Source organism: Allokutzneria oryzae (assembly GCF_042429765.1).
Lineage (GTDB): Bacteria > Actinomycetota > Actinomycetes > Mycobacteriales > Pseudonocardiaceae > Allokutzneria > Allokutzneria oryzae.
Genome location: NZ_JBHLZU010000026.1, coordinates 289,614 through 307,335, shown reverse-complemented (window position 1 = coordinate 307,335; position 17,722 = coordinate 289,614). Strand labels below are relative to the sequence as shown.

Genomic DNA, 17,722 nt, shown 5'->3' with positions numbered 1-17,722 from the left:
TCAGCTCGCGGCGCGGGCGAGGCGGAGCGCGTCCCTGCTGACCTCCTGGAGCACCGGGACGTCACGGCGCTCGTAGTCGTAGAACTCCGACTCGGCGATCAGGACGTTGGCGCCCTCCACCGCGGAGGCGTATCCGGCCTCCCTGAACTGCTTCGGCCCACCGGGCACATTGCGCCCTTCGAGGATGAGGTGGTTGACGTTGCCGGTGCCGTCGGTCTTGGTGAGCTTCTCCAGCGCCGCGGCGTCCTGGTGGCTGGGCATCGTGACGACCGCGAGCGCGACCACGACCGAGGAACCGTCCTTGGCCTTGGTGGCGTAGAGCCAGCGGACCATGCCCTGGCACGGCGTCTTGCGGAAGAACGGCTGGACCTCGCTGCCGTAGGAGTGCTTGGCGCAGTCGGAGTCGCGGATCTGCGCGTGCTCCTCGTAGACGAAGGTCGGCGCCTCCGGGGACACCATCGCGGTCCCGGTGACCGTGTCCCCGCCTCCAGCGCTCCACAGGACGCCGGAGAGCAGCGCGACCCCGGCCAACGCCAGGCCCTTGATCAGGTAGCCCTTGCGCGAACGGTCGGCGAGGAAGTCGACGAACCGGTCGGCCGGGCTCGGCCGCCCCTGGACGGGGATGGCGTCCACGGGCTGGGCAGCCTGCGACCGGGGGTGGGAAGCGGGCCTGGACACGGGCACGGTGTCGCCCAGTTCGAAGGGCTCCACGCGGGTCATCACGTGTCCGGCCGGCGAGCGCTGTTCCGACACGCTGGCCCACGTTAATGGGCGGCACCGGGAAACGCGACGCGTGCCAGCAACCGTTATGAGCGATATTGATCGCGCAGGCATTCACCTGTACGCATGAACAGCGGTAACGGAGCGTTTGCATCCGTCCGGCTGAATTTCACTCGTTAGAGATCAGCGGGGTGGCGCAGTCACAGTCCGTCCACCCAGTCCAGCACCAGGTCCAGCACCTCGGCCTGCCCGGAGTCGAGCATCATCGCGTGTCCGACGCCGTCCACCCAGCGTGGCGCCGTCCGGTAGTGCCCGGCGGTAGCGCGGACGCTGGAGACCGGGATGACCGCGTCCGACCGCGACCCGACGACGAGCACCGGGGCGCCGCCGAGCGGCGGGGCCGGGCGCGCGTGGAACAACAGCTGGACCTGGGCGAGCGCGCCGGTCGGCCCCTGCCTGCCGGAGTACGCGGCGGCGGGCAGGGGGCTGGAGTACTCCAGCCCCGGCGGGAAGGTCATGGACCGGCCGAGCAGCGCCTGCGCCAGGGTTCTCGGCGACCGGGTCGCGAGGGCGGCGAGCCCTGCGAGCTCCGGACCGGAACCCACCGAGCCGAGCAGCACCCCGGCTCGGGCCGGGTAACGGGAAAGGGCTTGCTGCACCACGAGCCCGCCCATGGAGTGTCCAATGAGGACAGGTTGACGGGGAAGCCGGACCGCGGTCTGCACCACGTCGTGCACGTAGTGCCGCAAGCCGGTGACGAAGCGCCTCCGCTCACCCCCGCTGCCACCCGCACAACGCAGGCTGACCGCGTAGGCCGGGAAACCACGCGCGGCCGCGGCCTTGAGCCAGTGCTCGGCGAACTGCCACGCGCCGCCGCCGACACCGTGCACGAACAACAGCGGTGGTTTGCCGGTGCCGTCGCCGTCCGGCAGCTCGGAGAGCACCTCGCGGCGCACCGGGGACACCGGGAACGCCCAGTCGAGAACGCGCATCGCCCTGGCCATCACGCGGCTCCAAGGGTGTCGACGGTCCGCTGCAAGCCACGTAAGTAGTCCTGGTGCGCGACCTCGAAGTGGTGCCGGGTGCTCTTCACGTAGTCCTGGCCGCCGGTCCACCGCCGATCCGCTCGCTCGGCGACGGTTCTGCGGAACGCCGCCGCGCGGGCCGGGGCACGGTCGCGCGCCCGCAGGTACGACGCGATCGCCTTCGTCTGCCAGTGCGTCAGGGTGAACTGGCCGGAGTCGGGTTGGATCAGCCCAGCGACGAACAGAGTCTCGTGCACCGGCGAGAAGACGTGTTGGTACAGCTTGGGTTTCGTGTTCGCGTCCCCGTCCCACGCGAGCAGCGCGGGATCCAGGAACGGGACGCGCAGCAGGTAGCCGGTCGCCAGGACGACCAGATCGACCTCGGCGCGCTGCCCGTCGGTGAGCACCACGGTGGAGCCCTCGAAGCGTTCGACGTCCGGTACCGGCTTGATGTCGCCGTGCCCCACGTAGTAGGTGAGCAGGCTGTTGACGATCGGGTGCGTCTCGAAGAGCGCGTGGTCCGGCCTGGGCAGTCCCGCGCGTTGCGGGAGCCCCACCGTGGTGAGCAGCGTCAGCTTGGTCAGCATGCGGCGCAACGGTTTCGGCATCCGCAGCCCGATGAGCGCGTCCGCGATCTGGTCCGAGGGCTTGCCGAGGATGTACTTCGGCACGTACCAGTAGCCCCGCCGCGTGGAGTGCCACACGGAGTCCGCGTGCTGCGCGGCCTCCACCGCGATGTCACAACCGGTGTTGCCCGCTCCCACAACCAGAACCCGTTGTCCGCGCAGGACGTCCGGCCCCTTGTACTCGGCGGAGTGCAGCACGCGGCCGGGGAACTCCGCGAGCCCCGGGTACTCCGGCATCTTGGGATGCCAGTTGTGCCCGTTCGCCACGACCAGGGCGTCGAAGTGCTTGGGCTGCTCTCCCCGCACCGTCACCGCCCAGCCGTCGCCCTCCGGCTCCGCACCCGCCACCTCGTGTCCGAAGTGGACGTGGTCGAGCAGGCGGAAGTGCTCGGCGTAGCGCTGGAAGTACTCGCGCAGCTGGCTGTGGTGCGGGTAGTCCGGCCATTCGTCTGGCATCGGGAAGTCCGGGTACTGCGTGAACGGCTTGGAGGAGATGGTGTGCGTGCTCGCGTAGACCCGGCTGCCCGGGCCACCGAAGCACCAGTTGCCGCCGACCTCGTCGTGCTGCTCGTAGACCACCGCGTCGAACCCGGCCTGCCGCAGGTTCTTCAGCGCGGCGAGACCGGAGGAGCCCGCGCCGATCACGCACACCGTCTTCGTCACGCCTTACCTCCCAGCAGCGGGGCGAGCAGCCTGCGGGCCGTGTCCCGGATCTCGTCCGGGGACGCGCCGTGCAGGCCGAGCACCGGGTCGAGCCCCGGCAGGAACGGCGCCAGCGCGAGATGTGGCAGGAGCATCAGCAGCCAGGCGAGCAGCACCTCGGGATCACCGTGGACCTCGCCCCGCTCGACCGCGGCGACCACCAAGGGCCGCAACACTTCCAGGTAGTGCCGGTGCGCGACGTCGCGGACCGCGGCGCGCACGTCGGGGTCCATCTCCAGGTTGGTCGCCGCGGTGACGCCCCGGTCGACCGGGTGCTCGGCGAACCACCGGACCCACAGGTCGAGCGCGGCGACGAGGAACTCGGCGAAGTCCGGTTGCCGCTGCGCCGCGCGGATCTCGTCGATACGGGGCTCGATCCCGGTCCGCACCCGCGCCGAGACCACCTCGGCGACGGTGGCGAACAGGTCGAGCTTGTCGGTGAAGTACTGGAACAGCGAGCCCTTGGCGACCCCGGCCTCGCGCGAGATCACGTTGAGCGAGCCCCGCGAGTAGCCGACCGCCGCGAACTCGTCGAGGGCCGCGGCCAGCACGCGATCGCGTTTGGCCGCGGGAAGATTGCGCCAGACGTCGGTGGGCAGCTCCGCCACCTCCCCGGAAAGTGACCACCCGGTCACATGACCAGGCGGCCACCATCGTGGGCGGACCGCGCCCCGCTGTCAATGCTTCAGCGCGCGCAACACCAGCTCGACGTCGTCATCGGTGTTGTAGAGGTGGAAGCCCAGCCGCGTCCGCCCGGCCCGCGAGGCCGACCGCACTCCGGCCCCTGCGAGCGCGCGCGAGTCGTCCTCGGACAACGCCAGCGACACGATCGCCGACCCCCGCGAGGGCAGGCCCAGCCCGCCCAGCAACGAGTCCGCCAACCGCACGGAGTGCGCGCGCACAGCCTCCATGTCCACAGTGGACAGCCACTCCAGCGAGGCGGCCGCGCCGACCTGCGACAGCCACACCGGGGAGAGGTCCAACCGCCGCGCGCTCGCGGCGAGCCGCAACGGCAGCCCGTAGATCGAGTCCCACGGGTCCTCACCGGCGTACCAGTTCGCCGCGTGTGGAACCAGCTCGTCCAGGGCGTCGGGCCGCACAGCCATCCAGGCGGCACCGCGAGGGCAGAGCAACCATTTGTAGGCCGCGGCGACCACCCAGTCCGCCCACGGCAGGTGCAGCGGCATCCACCCGGCGGCCTGGGTGACGTCCAGCAGCACCCGCGCCCCGGTCTTGGCGGCGGCCTCCCGCAGGGCCTCCAGATCGACGACCGCGCCGTCCGCCGACTGCACGACGCTGACCGCGACCAGGTCATGACCGTCCATAGAGGACGGAAGATCGACGAGACCGACCTCGGTCACCTTCACCCCTCGATGCGCCTGCGCGGCAAAGGGGAACGACAGACTGGTGAACTCGTTGCGCGCGATGAGCACCCGCGTTCCATCGGGCACGCTCGCCGCGACGATGCCGACGAGCTGCGAACCGCTCACCCCTGCGGCGACGTTCGCGGCGTCGACTCCGACCAGCGACGCGAAGGCATCCCGCGCCCGCCGCACGTGCACGTCGAACTCGGAAGGCGAGTTCGCCCCGACCGCCCACCGATGCACCGCGTCCCGCACCGCCACAACAGCGTCGGTGTTGGGGATACCGATGCTGGGACTGTTGAGATAACCGACACCGACGTCGAAGGTCGCTCCGAAAGCACTGCGCATACGCCTGAGAGTAAGTGCGGCACCGGCGGGTTTCGGACTAGTTTTCACCTCATGCGTTCCGAGGTGATCGAGATCAGAACCGGTTCGGTCGAGGTCGTGTACGACCTGACGGCGGAGTGCGAGCGTTTCCTGGGCAGCGTCGGCGGCGAAGACGGCCTGCTGCACGTGTGGGTACCGCACGCGACCGCTGGGCTCGCCGTCCTGGAGACGGGCGCGGGCAGCGACGACGACCTCCTGGCGGCGCTGCGCGACCTGCTCCCGGCGGACAACCGCTGGCGCCACAAGCACGGTTCGAAGGGACACGGCCGCGACCACGTCCTCCCGGCGCTGATCCCGCCCTACGCCTCGGTCCCGGTACTCAGCGGCCAGATGGCCCTGGGCACGTGGCAGTCGGTGTGCCTGGTCGACACCAACCGCGACAACCCGGTCCGCAAGGTCCGCTTCAGCTTCCTCCCCGGCTAACCCTGTCCTCCACCGCCGCGCCGGGCCATGTGCCCCACCCGTGGGCTGGCGCGGTCGAGCTTCTCGCGTTTTGTCACCTTTTTGCGCAAGAGAGCGCTCCCATTTCGCATCAAGGTGACAAAACGCGATTTGGACACGCGTGGGGGGCTCCGGGTCGAGGGGTGCGGGCGTGAGCGAGGTGGTGTCGCTACTCGCGGGACGCGGCCTAGTTGTCCCGCCCGCGATCCGGCCCCCCGCTGAAGTGTCCGTTCTTCGGGCGGATCTGTTCGATCTTCTTGACGGAGCGCGGGCGGCGGGTGAACCTGCCCGCATGGCGAAGCGCGGGTTGGCCCGGGTGGTTGGTGCCGGGGTGGTCGGCACGACGGTCGAGTTCTACGACTTCTTCCTGTACGGCGCCGCTGCCGCCACCGTGTTCGGGCCGGTGTTCTTCCCCGAGTCCTCCGGGCTGATCGGAACGCTTCAGGCGTTGCTCACCTATGCCGTGGGCTTTGTGGCCCGCCCGCTCGGCGGAGTGGTGTTCGGCCACTACGGCGACCGGGTCGGGCGGAAGCGGCTGCTCGCGATCAGCCTCGGCCTGATGGGTGTCTCGTCGATGCTCATCGGTGTCCTGCCGGGCTACGCCGAGATCGGGGTGCTCGCACCGATCCTGTTGACCGCGTTGCGGCTGGTGCAGGGTTTCGCGCTCGGTGGGGAGTTCGGCGGCGCGGTGCTGCTTGTCGCCGAGCACGGTCCCGCCGAGCGGCGCGGCTTCTGGACCGCATGGCCGCAGACTGGTGGTCCGCTGGGGAATCTCCTTGCGACGGGCGCACTCGCCGGGATGGCCGCGCTCACCTCGGTCGAGCAGTACGCGTCCTGGGGTTGGCGCCTGCCGTTCCTCGCGTCCGTCGCGCTCGTGGTGATCGGGTTGTGGGTCCGGCTCAGGGTCGCCGAGTCCCCGTTGTTCAACGCCGTGAAGGAGAAGCCGACCAGGAGCCCGGTCCGCGAGGCCGTTCGCAGGCACCCCAAGGAGCTGTTCTGCGTCTTCGCGGCGCGGGTCGGCGAGAACTCCGCGTTCTACGTGTTCACGATCTTCCTGCTCGTCTACGCCGACCACATCGGGTTGCCGAGGTCGGTCGCGGCCGCAGCGGTCATGGTGGGATCGCTGGCCCAGGTGCTGGCGATGGTGGCGGGCGGGGCGTTGTCCGATCGGTTCGGCAGGCGACCGGTGGCGATCGTGTCGGCCGTGGCCGCCGCAGGCTGGAGCGCCGCGTTCTTCCCGCTCGTCGCGACCAAGGAGCAGTCCTCCGTGCTGCTCGCTGTCGGAGTCGGCCTGCTGCTGCACGGGTTGCTCACCGGCTCGCAGTCCGCCTTCTACGCGGAACTGTTCGACACCACGGTCCGCTACTCCGGCGTTTCGCTGGGCTACCAGGCCGCCACGATGCTCGCGGGGGCGGCCGGACCGCTCGTGGGGACCGCGTTGCTCAGCAGCACGGGGTCGACGGTGCCGGTGGCCCTGCTGCTCGCGGCGAGCCTGGGGCTGACCGTCGTCGGCATGGCGCTCGCCCCTGAGACCAGCCGAAGCAGGCTCAGCGAGAGGTAACGTGCCCGTGTGACATGGTCAGGCGGACACCCTCCGCGTCCCGCGCGCCGCCCCGGCAAGGGGTCCGCCGTGCTGATCACCGTGCTGTTGCTGGTGATCGTCGCGGGTGGGGTCACGGCCGCCGTGTTGCTGCTCTCCCGCAAGGCTCCGCAGACCGCCCCGGAGACGACCACGGCAACGCCGGAGAAGCCGCCCTCGCCGCCGGTCACCACGAGACCGCTGCCCGCCGCGCGCAACACCGGCTGGCAGGTCATCGTCAACCAGGACTCCGGGCTGGTCTACGAGGTCCCGGGATCGTGGACGCTCGGCGGGACCACGATGAGCAGGCCCGGCGGGGTGCTCTCGCTGAGCGGGCTCGCCGCGGCGCGGCCGTTCCTGTGCGAAGGCAAGGAGCTCGTCAGGGGCGAGGTCGGCTCCGGCCGCATGACCAGGCAGGACGATCCCGCGCTCGTGGCGGGCGCCGTCGCCGAGGGGGCCGCGAAGACCGGGTACGGCTCGCCAACGGTCGCGCTGGGCCCCGCAGTCCCCACCACGGTGGGCGACCTCAAGGGATCGGTTGTCGTCGCGGATGTCACGGCCGCGACGCCGGGCTCGTGCGGCCCGGGCAAGGCACAGATCACGGTGCTCGCGCTCACCGCTCCCAACGGGGTCGTCGCCGTCAAGATCGAGGTGCCGGAACTGGGCGGGGACGCACACCTGTCCCCCACCGCGGAGGACGTCCGAAAGATCCTGGAGTCCGTCCGCCCCTTGAGCTGAGTTGCGTGCGCCGCTGCTCCTGGTAGTACCGTCCCTGCCGTGACGTGGCCAGGTGGTGGACAGGACCAGCAGGGACAGGGCGGCTGGGGCGGGTACCCCCAGCAGCATCAGCAGCCGGGCCAGCAGGGTCAGCCCGGCCAGACCGGACACAGTGGACAGACGCCGTACGGCGGTGTCCCGCAGCAGCAGCCCCAGTACGGCCAGCCCTACGGCTACCCCCAGCAGCAGCCGCAGCAGGGCGGGTTCGGCCAGGGCGGCTACGGCGGTCTCGGCGCCTACGGCCCGCAGCCACCGGACAACAGCAAGCGCAACAAGGCGATCCTGTTCAGCGCCATCGGCGTGGTCCTGGTCGCGGCCATCGTGGTCGCGGTGATCCTGCTGACCAACAACAAGCCCGAGCAGCAGGCGGGCCCGGCCGAGACCAGCGGCCCCGCCGGGCCGACGACCACGACGAAGGCCATCGCGACCGCGCCGCCGCCGCTCACCGTGGCGCCGAAGAACCCGGGCTGGCAGGTCGTGAGCGACTCCGCTTCCAGGTTGGTCTACGAGCTGCCGCCGTCGTGGAAGCCGAACCCGCCCGGTGACACGAAGTCGGGTACCGGCGCGATCCCGGTCGACCACACGGCCGCGCTCTCCTCCTACCAGTGCGGCGGGGCCAGCTACTCCCGAGGCGTCACCGGGATGCAGGCGATCAAGCCGAAGGAAGGCGGCGCCGACCTGGACGCGACGAAGGTCGCGACCGACTTCGCCAACGCCTTCGCGAACTCCTTCTACGAGATCGAGAAGGACGGCAAGGCGCAGAAGCCCCAGGTCAAGATCGGACAGTCCCGACAGGTCGAGAGCGAGGGGTACACCGGCGTCGTCCTGGAGGCCACCGCGACCACGGCGGCGGGCGAGCCGTGCATGTCCGCCACCGGCAAGGTGCTCATCGTCTCGCTGACCAAGGGCCCCAAGGACGGGATCGTGCTGGTCGTCAACGGTGACACCGCGGCCGTGCCCGGCCAGGAGTCGCTGCCGACCGCGTCCGACGAGGAGCTGAACAAGATCGCGGACAGCTTCCGGCGCGTGCCGAAGTAGTGGCCCCCAACCGCTTGGTGCTGTGGGACATCGACCTGACCCTGGTCGAGCTCCGCGGCCTCGGCATGCACTGGTACCGGCGGGCGCTGTCGACGGCGACCGGGACGAGCCTGGTGCACGAACCGCCGACGGCCGGGCGCACCGAACGCTGGATCAGCACCGAGATCCTGCGCTCCCACGGGTTGCCCACCGACGACGCCTCGGTGCGCGGGCTCTTCGCCGCGCTCACCGAGGCCGTCGAGGCGGACCTGGACGTGCTGCCCGTGCGCGGGCGCGCGCTGCCGGGGGCAGCCGAGGCGCTGGACGCGCTGGCGCTGCGCACGGACGTGGTGCAGGGCCTCGTCACCGGCAACCTCGTCGAGGTCGCCCGGCACAAGCTCGGCGCTTTCGGACTCGACCGAAGGCTGGACTTCGCGATCGGCGGCTACGGGGCGGAGTCCGAGGTGCGGGCCGACCTCGTCGCGACCGCCGTGGAAGCCGCGACCGCCAGGCACACCAACGGTTTCGCGGCCGACGCGGTGGTCGTCTTCGGCGACAGCCCGCACGACGTCACGGCCGCGCGGCACCACGGCGCGGTCGCGGTCGGCGTGGCGACCGGGCACAGCAGCGTCGCGGAGCTCGAAGCCGCGGGCGCGGACGTGGTCCTGACCGACCTCTCCGACACCGCGGCGGTGCTAGCCACCCTGTCCTGACGCGGCACAGTCCTCGCACAGCAACGAAAAGCGGGGCCGGGTCGCGACGACCCGGCCCCGCTTCGCCGTGCGGGGTCAGAACTTGATGGCGCGCACGCCTCCCACGACCGGGAGTTCGAGGTTGCTGGGAGCCAGCGAGATCTCCACCTTGTTGGCCTTGGCGTCGGCGCTGATGTAGCTCGGCAGGTTCTGCACCAGGACCACGCCGATGCGGTGACCGGCGGGGAAGATGTAGTCCTTGGGGTGCAGCTCCCACGCGACGCGGTAGGTCCGGCCCGGCACCAGGTCCTGGCCGTGCGTGATCGACTGGTTGTTCTTCATGTCGATCGCGCCCCTGGTGATCACCTTGTACGGGGTGGCCTCGGTGACCTGTGCCGGCGGGGCCGCGCAGCCGGTGCGGCGGTCGAGGTCGGCCTGCTCGCAGGAGTCGGTCATCAGCTCGATCGGCGTCTTGCCGAGCACCTCGGTGCGGGTCGCCTGGCCGTAGTCCACCAGCAGCGCGGTGAGCGGCGCGCTGGTGGTGTCGGCGGTGGCGTTCACGCTGACCCTGGCCGTTCCGGACAGCCGAACGGCCTCCTTCAGCGGCTCGGTCAGGAACGCGAGCCGGTTCGGGCCGGCCACCTCGGGGTTGCCTGCCGCTGCCGCCTCGGTCTGGGTCTTGAGGTCGGTGATCGACTGCTTCGCGGGGTCGGCGGTCGGCTGCGGCTTCAACGTGCCCGCCCCGCCCTGGCCACCGGCGCCGAGGAACAGCTTCGCCTTGGCGGCGGCGGCGTCCGGCCAGCTGGTGCGGGTCTCCCAGGTGCCGTCCGGGCGCTCGATGTCGGCGATCGGGTCGGACATCACGCCGTTCTGCAGGCCGAGCAGCCAGTGGTCCATCCACCGGTGCATGACCTTCTCCCACTCCGCCTTGCGGAAGCCGATCGGGTCGCTGTGCGCGCCGCGGTGCAGCCAGAGCTTGCGCGGCACGTTGAGCTTCTGCAGCTCGTTCCACCAGCGGGAGAAGTGCGCGGGCTTGACGTTCCAGTCCTCCTGGCCGTGCACCACGAACACCGACGCCTTCACCTTGGCCGCGTCCGGGCGGTAGTCCCGCTCGGCCCAGAACTTGGTGTAGTCGTAGGTGTCGTCGTTGGCCTGGTCGCCGAGCGCCTTGACCTGAGCGGCGCACTTCGCCTTGGCGGCCGGGCTGATCACGTAGTTGGCCAGCCACTCCGGGTACCGGTTGCCCCACGCGCCCTGGTAGCCGATGCCCTGGTCACGGGTGTAGTCGTACCAGCTGGAGATCGCCGCGATCGGCACGATGGTCTTGAGGCCGTCGACCCCGCGCGCGGCGAGCGCGTTGGGCAGCGTCCCGTTGTAGGAGACGCCGAGCATGCCGACGGCGCCGGTGCTCCAGGACGCCACCGCGGGCTTGCCGTCGGCGTAGAAGGCCTTGGCACGGCCGTTGAGCCAGTCGATGGAGGCTTCGATGGAGGAGGTGTCTTCGGAGTCACCGGTGGTCGGGCAGCCCTGGGACCGCGCGGTGCCCTGCATCTCGACCTCGACGACGGCGTAGCCGCGCGGCACGAAGAACTCGTCGTACCAGCGGCCGAAGCCGCGCGGCGCGGAGCCGCCGGGCAGGAACCGCTCGTCGCCGCCGCGGGCGCGTGCCGCCGCAGCCGCCGAGTAGTAGGGGCTGGCCTCCATGACGGTGGCGGACTTCAGCCCGGAGTCGGTCTCCTTGGGCCGCATCACGTCGGCGGCGATCCGGTCCGGCTTGCCGTCGGCGTCGCTGTCGATCTTCGACTCGATGTAGACGGTCTCCCGGATCGCGTCGGCGTGGGAGTAGATCGGCTTGGTCTCGTTGTCCACGACCGCCGACGGGGGGCTCTGCTGGGCGAGAGCGGGGACCCCGGCGAGCGTCGTCGCCGCCGCTGCCGCCAGCCCGGTCAAGAGCGCGGTGAAGCGCACGTGTCGCATGCTGTCCTCCTGGGCGCCCACCCAGCAGGGTTCGGGTGGGCCACGAGGTCCAGGGAACCCGTTCCGCACCCCGAAGAGGTACAGACCAAAGGAGGGTGTTGTTCACAGATTCCCCGCGGCGGGGCGGCACCGTCCTGGTCCACTGTGGACGGCACCGCCCGGCCGCGGGCCCTGGATCAGCTCCGGCAGAGCTCGACGAGGTGGTCCACGACCTTGTCAACGCCGATCTCGACCCGCTCGCCGCTGGCCCGGTCCTTGACCTCGACGACGCCGGTAGCCAGGCCCCGGCCCACCACCAGGATGGTCGGCACACCGACCAGCTCGGCGTCGGCGAACTTCACGCCGGGCGAGGCCTTGCGGTCGTCGAGCAGCACGCGCACCCCGGCGGCGTCGAGCTCGGCGGCGATCCGTTCGCCGCCCTCGCGCACGGTGTCGTCCTTGCCCGCGATGACCACGTGCACGTCGGCTGGCGCGACCTCGCGCGGCCACACCAGGCCCTTGTCGTCGGAGCGCTGCTCGGCGATGACCGCGAGCGCGCGCGAGACACCGATGCCGTAGGAGCCCATGGTGATGCGAACGGGCTTGCTGTCCGGGCCCAGCGCGTCGAGACCGAGCGCGTCGGCGTACTTGCGGCCGAGCTGGAAGATGTGGCCGATCTCGATGCCCCGCGCCATCACCAGCTTGCCGCCGCCGTCGGGGGACTCGTCGCCTTCACGGACCTCGGCGGCCTCGATCGTGCCGTCCGGGGTGAAGTCGCGGCCGGCGACCAGGTCCACCACGTGGTGGTCGGGCTTGTCCGCGCCGGTCACCCAGGCGGTCCCGGTGACAACGCGCGGGTCGACGAGGTAGCGCACCCCGTTGTCCTGCAGCGCCTTCGGCCCGATGTAGCCCTTGACCAGCCACGGGTTCGCCTTGAAGTCGGCGTCCTCGAGCAGCGCGATCTCGGCGGGCGCCAGCCCGGCCTCCAGGCGCTTGAGGTCCACCTCGCGGTCGCCTGGCAGGCCGACGGCCAGCAGCGTCCAGTCCGAGCTCCCGGGCATCCTGGTCTTGACCAGGACGTTCTTCAGCGTGTCCGCGCCGGTGAACTCGCGGCCGAGCCCGGCGTTGTTCAGGAACGCGACCAGCGTCTCGATGGTCGGCGTGTCCGGCGTGTGGTGCACCTGGGCGGCGGGCAGGCCCTCGATCGGCCGCGCGGGGGGCACGGGCGTGGTGACGGCCTCGACGTTGGCGGCGTAGCCGGTTTCCAGGCAGCGCACGTAGGTGTCCTCGCCGACCTCGGCGGGGGCGAGGAACTCCTCGCTCGCGGAGCCGCCCATCGCGCCGGAGACGGCCGAGACGATGTGGTACTCCATGCCGAGCCGGTCGAAGATCCGGATGTAGGCGTCGCGGTGCGCCTGGTAGGACCGGGAGAGGCCCTCGTCGTCGAGGTCGAAGGAGTAGGAGTCCTTCATGACGAACTCGCGGCCGCGCAGGATGCCGGCGCGGGGGCGCTCCTCGTCCCGGTACTTGTTCTGGATCTGGTACAGCACGACCGGGTAGTCCTTGTAGGAGCTGAACTCACCCTTGACCATCAGGGTGAACAGCTCCTCGTGCGTCGGCCCGAGGAGGTAGTCGGCGTTCTTGCGGTCCTTGAGCCGGAACAGCGTGGCGCCGTACTCGGTCCAGCGGCCGGTGCTCTCGTACGCCTCGCGCGGCAGCAGCGCGGGGAAGTGCACCTCCTGCGCGCCGATCGCGTCCATCTCCTCGCGGACGATCCGCTCGACGTTGCGCAGGACCCGCCAGCCCAGTGGCAGCCAGGAGTACACGCCCGGGGCGACGCGGCGTACGTACCCGGCGCGCACGAGGAGCTTGTGGCTGGGCACCTCTGCGTCGGCCGGGTCCTCACGCAGGGTTCGCAGGAACAGCGACGACATCCTGGTGATCACTGGCTGAACTCCTTAAGTTCTGTGGTTGGAGCAGCCTAACGATGGTCTCCCGGAAGTCGGCGGGCGCGTCTACCGTGCCGATCCATGGGACTCAACATCGCGTGCATCACGATCGACTGCGCCGACCCCGCGAAGCTGACGGGCTTCTGGAGCGAGGCGCTCGACCTGACGGTGGCGGCCGACCTCGGCGAGTTCGTCTTCCTGGCGCCCAAGGACGCCAGGGGCCCGACCGTCGGGCTGCAGAAGGTCGCTGAGGTCAAGGCGGAGAAGAACCGGGTGCACATGGACCTCAGCGCCGACGACCGCGCCGCCGAGGTGGAGCGCCTCGTCGGGCTCGGCGCGACGGTCAAGGGCGAGTTCACCGTTCCGGGGCTGACCTGGACGGTGCTGACCGACCCGGAGGGCAACGAGTTCTGCGTCTCCGAGCGGTCGGAGATGCCCACCTGACCCCTCCGGGGTCGTGCGCACACGGTCGGGCGGCGCCAGGGGACGCGGTGTGCCGGGGCGAGCGGGCGGGGCTCTAGGCTCCGCTCGTGCTTGTGCTGCTTCCACCGTCGGAGACCAAGGCCGTCGGCGGGTACGGACCGCCGCTGGACCTGGACGCGCTGTCCTTCCCCGAACTGACCCCGGTGCGCAGCAAGCTCCTCGACGCCCTGGTGGACCTCGCTGCCGACCCCGCGGCGAGCATGGCCGCGCTCGGGCTATCCGAACGCCAGCTCGACGAGGTCGGGCACAACGCCGAGCTGCGCGAAGCGCCGACCATGCTCGCGCTCACCCGCTACACCGGCGTGCTCTACGACTCGCTGGACATCGGCACCCTGACCAAGGCCGAGCGCGCCCGCGCCGACTCCAGGCTGGCCGTGGCCTCCGCGCTGTTCGGCCTCGCACGCGGCACCGACCAGATCCCGCACTACCGGCTCTCCGCGGGCAGCTCTCTGGCTTCGGTCGGCCCCCTGCGCGGCGTGTGGCGGCCGGTCCTGGAACCTGCTCTGTCCGAAGTGGACGGTCTCGTCGTCGACCTGCGGTCCGGCTCCTACGCCGGTCTGGCACGGGTTCCCGGCGCGGTCACCGTCCGGGTGGTGACCGACGACGGCTCCGGCCGCCGCAAGACGGTCAGCCACTTCAACAAGGCGCACAAGGGGCGGCTGGCCAGGGTCCTCGCCGCCGCGCGCAAGGAGGCGTCCACGCCGAAGGACGTCGTCAAGATCGCCGGTGCCGCCGGGCTCGCCCTTGAGGTCACCGGCGACACCGAGCTGGAGCTGCTCACCGAGTAATTCGGTTGCGCCCAGCCGCACGGCCGGGAATGCTTCGGCAACACCACGGCTCCATCAGAGGAATGGGAGGTGCGACATGCACATCACCGTCATGCCCCGCACCGCCCGCACCGGCAGCTGAGCTCACGCTCGCGCCGGTGGGGCGCACTTTCCTCACAGGAGATCCCACCGTGCGTTCGCACGTACTGCCTGAGTGGCTCATCACCGACGAGTCCGCCGTCGACACCGACCTCGGCGTGCTCAAGACCGGCAAGGAAGCCGACGTCCACCTGATCGAGCGCGGCGTCCCCGGCTCCGCGACGAGCTGCCTGCTGGCCGCGAAGCGCTACCGCGACCCCGACCACCGGATGTTCCACCGCGACTCCGGCTACCTCGAAGGCCGCAAGACCCACCGCTCCCGCGACACCCGCGCCATCGCCAACCGCACGCGCTACGGCCGCGACGTGATCTCGCAGCAGTGGGCGAAGGCGGAGTTCACCGCCCTGAACCGCCTGTGGGCGGCGGGCGCGCCCGTCCCCTACCCCGTCGAGTGCCTCGGCACGGAGCTGCTGCTGGAGTTCGTCGGCGACCCCGACGGCTCGGCGGCGCCCCGGCTCGCGCAGCTGCGCCCGACCCACGACACGCTGCGGGACCTGTGGTTCCAGCTGGTCGAGGCGATGCTGCGGATGGCGTCCGAGGGCCTCACCCACGGCGACCTGTCCCCGTTCAACCTGCTCGTCCACCACGACCGGCTCGTGGTGATCGACCTGCCCCAGGTCGTCGACCTCGTGGCCAACCCGCAGAGCGAGATGTTCCTCCGGCGCGACGTGCGCACCACGTGCGCGTGGTTCACCGCGCGCGGGCTGCCGGAGGACGTGGCCGACGCGGAGTGGCTGGAGGAGCTGCTCCGCCGGGAGGCGCGGCTGATGTAGGCAGGTGCTGAACTTCACGCCCATCTCGGCCGTGTCCGCGAAGGAAACCCAAGCTCAGGGCCGTGACCAGGGAGAACAGGTGATCATCTGGCCCGCCACCGGAAGCGGTTTCGGCGGTGGCGGGCCCACCCGCACCGCGCGGGGCCGATGCGGCAACGCCGACCGGCTACACTGGACCCCGCACCGGAACAGCCACGCGAAGATCGCGTCTGCCCGGCCCATCCAGCCGGTGGTGCTCCTTACCCATCAACGGCGCACAAGCGCCGGGCTCGTCCTTGTGACCATCTCGCGGTCGTGACCCACCGGCGGGAGTCCCCGAGACGTGCCACGTCTCGGAGGATCTGTGTCCATCGTTACACCCGCCCGGTCCGAGCACGCCCAGCGCAAGCCTCGACACCGGACGACCTCCCCTGCCGCCCCCGTGGAGCAGGAGGTCGCCGAGTCGGTGACCGCGTCTTCGGACAGCGCGTCTTCGGAGAACGAGACCCCGGAGACCAAGACCTTCAGCGAGCTCGGCCTGCCCCAGCCCCTGGTGGAGCGGCTGGCCAAGCGCGGCATCACCCAGGCCTTCCCGATCCAGGCCGCCACCCTGCCGGACTCCCTCGCCGGGCGCGACGTGCTCGGCCGCGGCCAGACCGGCTCCGGCAAGACCCTGGCCTTCGGCCTGCCCATGCTGGTCGCCCTGGCGGGCGGCCGCACCAAGCCGCTGCAGCCGCGCGGCCTGGTCCTGGTGCCCACCCGCGAGCTGGCCATGCAGGTCCGCGACTCGCTCGGCGAGCTCGCCGAGTCCCTCGGCCTGCGCTGCAGCACCGTGGTCGGCGGCACCTCGTTCCCGAAGCAGGTCGCGGCGCTGCGGCGCGGGGTCGACCTGCTGATCGCCACGCCGGGCCGGCTCAGCGACCACATCCGCCAGGGCACCTGCGCGCTGGGCGACGTCCAGATCACCGCGCTGGACGAGGCCGACCAGATGGCCGACATGGGCTTCCTGCCGCAGGTCCGCGAGCTGCTGGACCAGGTCGCGCCGGGTGGCCAGCGCCTGCTGTTCTCCGCGACGCTCGACGGCGACGTGGACCAGCTGGTGCGCCGCTACCTGACCGACCCGGTCACCCACTCCACCGCGCCGCCGTCGGCCAGCGTGTCCACGATGGACCACCACGTGCTCCTGATGAGCAACGACGACAAGCTCGACGTCGTCGCCGAGGTGGGCGCCCGTGAGGGCCGCACCATCATGTTCGTGCGCACCAAGCACGGCGTGGACCGGCTGACCAAGAAGCTGCGCTCGGTCGGTGTGAAGGCGGGCGGCCTGCACGGCGGCAAGACCCAGGGCGCGCGCACCCGCACCCTCGGCGAGTTCCGCGACGGCATCACCACCTGCCTGGTGGCGACCAACGTCGCGGCGCGCGGCATCCACGTCGACGACGTGAGCCTGGTCGTGCACGTGGACCCGCCGGTGGACCCCAAGGACTACCTGCACCGCGCGGGCCGCACCGCCCGCGCCGGCCAGGCGGGCGTCGTCGTCACGCTGGCGCTGCAGGCCCAGCGCCGCTCCGTGCAGGCGATGACCACCAAGGCCGGTGTGCGGCCGACCATCACCCGGGTCCGTCCGGGCTGGACCGAGCTCGCCGAGATCACCGGCGCGCAGAAGCCCACCGGCATCGAGCTGCCCGACGAGGCGGCCCGCCCGGAGCGCCGCCCGGCCCGTGCCGGCGGCGAGCGCGGTCGCGGCGGTGGCTTCGGCCGTCGCCCGGCCCGTGACGGCGACCGCCCGTCCCGCGGCTTCCGCGAGGACCGGGGCGAGCGCGGCGGCTTCCGCGAGGACCGCGGCTTCCGGGGCGACCGCAACGACCGTGGTGACCGGGGCTTCCGCAACGACGACCGCGGCGACCGCGGCTTCCGCGGCGGCGACGACCGGCCCGCCCGTGGCGGCGGCTTCCGCGGGGGCGACGACCGCCCGGCTCGCGGCGGCTTCCGCAACGACGACCGTCCCGCTCGCGGCGGCTTCCGGGGCGAGGACCGCCCGGGCGGCCGCACCCCGCGTGAGGAGTGGCGTCGTCCGGAGCGCGGCAACGGTGGCGGCTACCGCGAGGACCGCGGCCACCAGAAGTGGGAGGACCGCGGCGGCGACCGCGCCACCCGCCAGAACCGGGGCACGGGCGGCCGCAAGCGCTTCAACACGCCGTCCCACTAGCCCACCGGCATAACGCGACAACCCCTCGCCCATCCGGGTGGGGGGTTGTCGCGTTTTGTAGGCATCTTGCGCGAAAACGCCCCTGAAACTCGCGTTATGCCTACAAAACGCGAGTTC

General features: G+C 71.3%; 16 protein-coding genes and 1 pseudogene. 10 read left to right on the top strand and 7 right to left on the bottom strand.

All coding sequences use genetic code 11. The features are described 5' to 3' along the window. The 5 genes from ACFFQA_RS29990 to ACFFQA_RS29970 all read right to left on the bottom strand — a co-directional run bounded on the left by ACFFQA_RS29990 (position 1) and on the right by ACFFQA_RS29970 (position 4,785). On the bottom strand, positions 1 to 753 hold the full coding sequence (locus ACFFQA_RS29990) for a hypothetical protein (protein WP_377859622.1): 753 nt from the start codon (positions 751 to 753) through the stop codon (positions 1 to 3). Between the two features lie 167 nt (positions 754 to 920). Further along, positions 921 to 1,724, bottom strand: a complete 804-nt coding sequence (locus tag ACFFQA_RS29985) for an alpha/beta hydrolase (protein WP_377859619.1) — start codon at positions 1,722 to 1,724, stop codon at positions 921 to 923. Beyond that, positions 1,724 to 3,034 carry a flavin-containing monooxygenase gene (locus ACFFQA_RS29980; protein ID WP_377859616.1) on the bottom strand — a complete coding sequence of 437 codons (1,311 nt, stop codon included), beginning with the start codon at positions 3,032 to 3,034 and terminating at the stop codon, positions 1,724 to 1,726. Before ACFFQA_RS29980 ends, ACFFQA_RS29985 begins: the two co-directional genes overlap by 1 nt. Next, a complete protein-coding gene (locus tag ACFFQA_RS29975; protein WP_377859613.1) occupies positions 3,031 to 3,681 on the bottom strand; it encodes a TetR/AcrR family transcriptional regulator in 651 nt (216 codons plus the stop codon). The genes ACFFQA_RS29980 and ACFFQA_RS29975 overlap by 4 nt, the downstream gene beginning before the upstream one ends. A 69-nt stretch (positions 3,682 to 3,750) precedes the next feature. Continuing rightward, the gene (locus ACFFQA_RS29970; RefSeq protein WP_377859611.1) at positions 3,751 to 4,785 is read right to left on the bottom strand and encodes an aminotransferase class V-fold PLP-dependent enzyme; all 1,035 of its coding nucleotides are present in this window, start codon (positions 4,783 to 4,785) and stop codon (positions 3,751 to 3,753) included. A gap of 51 nt (positions 4,786 to 4,836) precedes the next feature. On the opposite strand from ACFFQA_RS29970, the gene ACFFQA_RS29965 reads away from it, so the two are divergent. From ACFFQA_RS29965 to ACFFQA_RS29945, 5 genes are all read left to right on the top strand, one after another. Next, positions 4,837 to 5,247 carry a YjbQ family protein gene (locus ACFFQA_RS29965; RefSeq protein ID WP_377859608.1) on the top strand — a complete coding sequence of 137 codons (411 nt, stop codon included), beginning with the start codon at positions 4,837 to 4,839 and terminating at the stop codon, positions 5,245 to 5,247. Positions 5,248 to 5,557: 310 nt separating this feature from the next. Continuing rightward, on the top strand, positions 5,558 to 6,826 hold the full coding sequence (locus tag ACFFQA_RS29960; RefSeq protein WP_377859605.1) for an MFS transporter: 1,269 nt from the start codon (positions 5,558 to 5,560) through the stop codon (positions 6,824 to 6,826). Between the two features lie 69 nt (positions 6,827 to 6,895). Next, the gene (locus tag ACFFQA_RS29955) at positions 6,896 to 7,582 is read left to right on the top strand and encodes a DUF8017 domain-containing protein (RefSeq protein ID WP_377859602.1); all 687 of its coding nucleotides are present in this window, start codon (positions 6,896 to 6,898) and stop codon (positions 7,580 to 7,582) included. A 39-nt stretch (positions 7,583 to 7,621) separates the two neighbouring features. Continuing rightward, positions 7,622 to 8,659: a DUF8017 domain-containing protein gene (locus ACFFQA_RS29950; RefSeq protein WP_377859599.1), complete on the top strand. Its 1,038-nt coding sequence runs from the start codon at positions 7,622 to 7,624 to the stop codon at positions 8,657 to 8,659. Beyond that, a complete protein-coding gene (locus ACFFQA_RS29945) occupies positions 8,659 to 9,351 on the top strand; it encodes a haloacid dehalogenase-like hydrolase (RefSeq protein WP_377859596.1) in 693 nt (230 codons plus the stop codon). The genes ACFFQA_RS29950 and ACFFQA_RS29945 overlap by 1 nt, the downstream gene beginning before the upstream one ends. Before the next feature lie 75 nt (positions 9,352 to 9,426). Here ACFFQA_RS29945 and ACFFQA_RS29940 read toward each other — a convergent pair whose 3' ends face one another. Together ACFFQA_RS29940 and ACFFQA_RS29935 are read right to left on the bottom strand one after the other, a co-directional pair. Further along, positions 9,427 to 11,307 (bottom strand): Xaa-Pro dipeptidyl-peptidase, encoded by a 1,881-nt coding sequence (locus ACFFQA_RS29940; protein WP_377859594.1) that lies wholly within the window; start codon positions 11,305 to 11,307, stop codon positions 9,427 to 9,429. A gap of 176 nt (positions 11,308 to 11,483) precedes the next feature. Continuing rightward, positions 11,484 to 13,232 (bottom strand): proline--tRNA ligase, encoded by a 1,749-nt coding sequence (locus ACFFQA_RS29935; protein WP_377859591.1) that lies wholly within the window; start codon positions 13,230 to 13,232, stop codon positions 11,484 to 11,486. Between the two features lie 84 nt (positions 13,233 to 13,316). On the opposite strand from ACFFQA_RS29935, the gene ACFFQA_RS29930 reads away from it, so the two are divergent. The 5 genes and pseudogenes from ACFFQA_RS29930 to ACFFQA_RS29910 all read left to right on the top strand — a co-directional run bounded on the left by ACFFQA_RS29930 (position 13,317) and on the right by ACFFQA_RS29910 (position 17,605). Continuing rightward, entirely contained in the window at positions 13,317 to 13,679 is a 363-nt protein-coding gene (locus ACFFQA_RS29930; RefSeq protein WP_377859588.1) for a VOC family protein, read from the top strand. 86 nt (positions 13,680 to 13,765) lie between these two features. Continuing rightward, complete coding sequence (gene yaaA / locus ACFFQA_RS29925; protein WP_377859585.1) at positions 13,766 to 14,506, top strand: peroxide stress protein YaaA; 741 nt, start codon at positions 13,766 to 13,768, stop codon at positions 14,504 to 14,506. Between the two features lie 188 nt (positions 14,507 to 14,694). Further along, positions 14,695 to 15,417: pseudogene (locus tag ACFFQA_RS29920) on the top strand (serine protein kinase RIO); the annotation flags it as partial. Between the two features lie 4 nt (positions 15,418 to 15,421). Next, positions 15,422 to 15,715: a hypothetical protein gene (locus tag ACFFQA_RS29915; protein WP_377859582.1), complete on the top strand. Its 294-nt coding sequence runs from the start codon at positions 15,422 to 15,424 to the stop codon at positions 15,713 to 15,715. Positions 15,716 to 15,760: 45 nt separating this feature from the next. After that, entirely contained in the window at positions 15,761 to 17,605 is a 1,845-nt protein-coding gene (locus ACFFQA_RS29910) for a DEAD/DEAH box helicase (RefSeq protein ID WP_377859579.1), read from the top strand. The last annotated feature ends 117 nt before the right edge of the window (positions 17,606 to 17,722 follow it).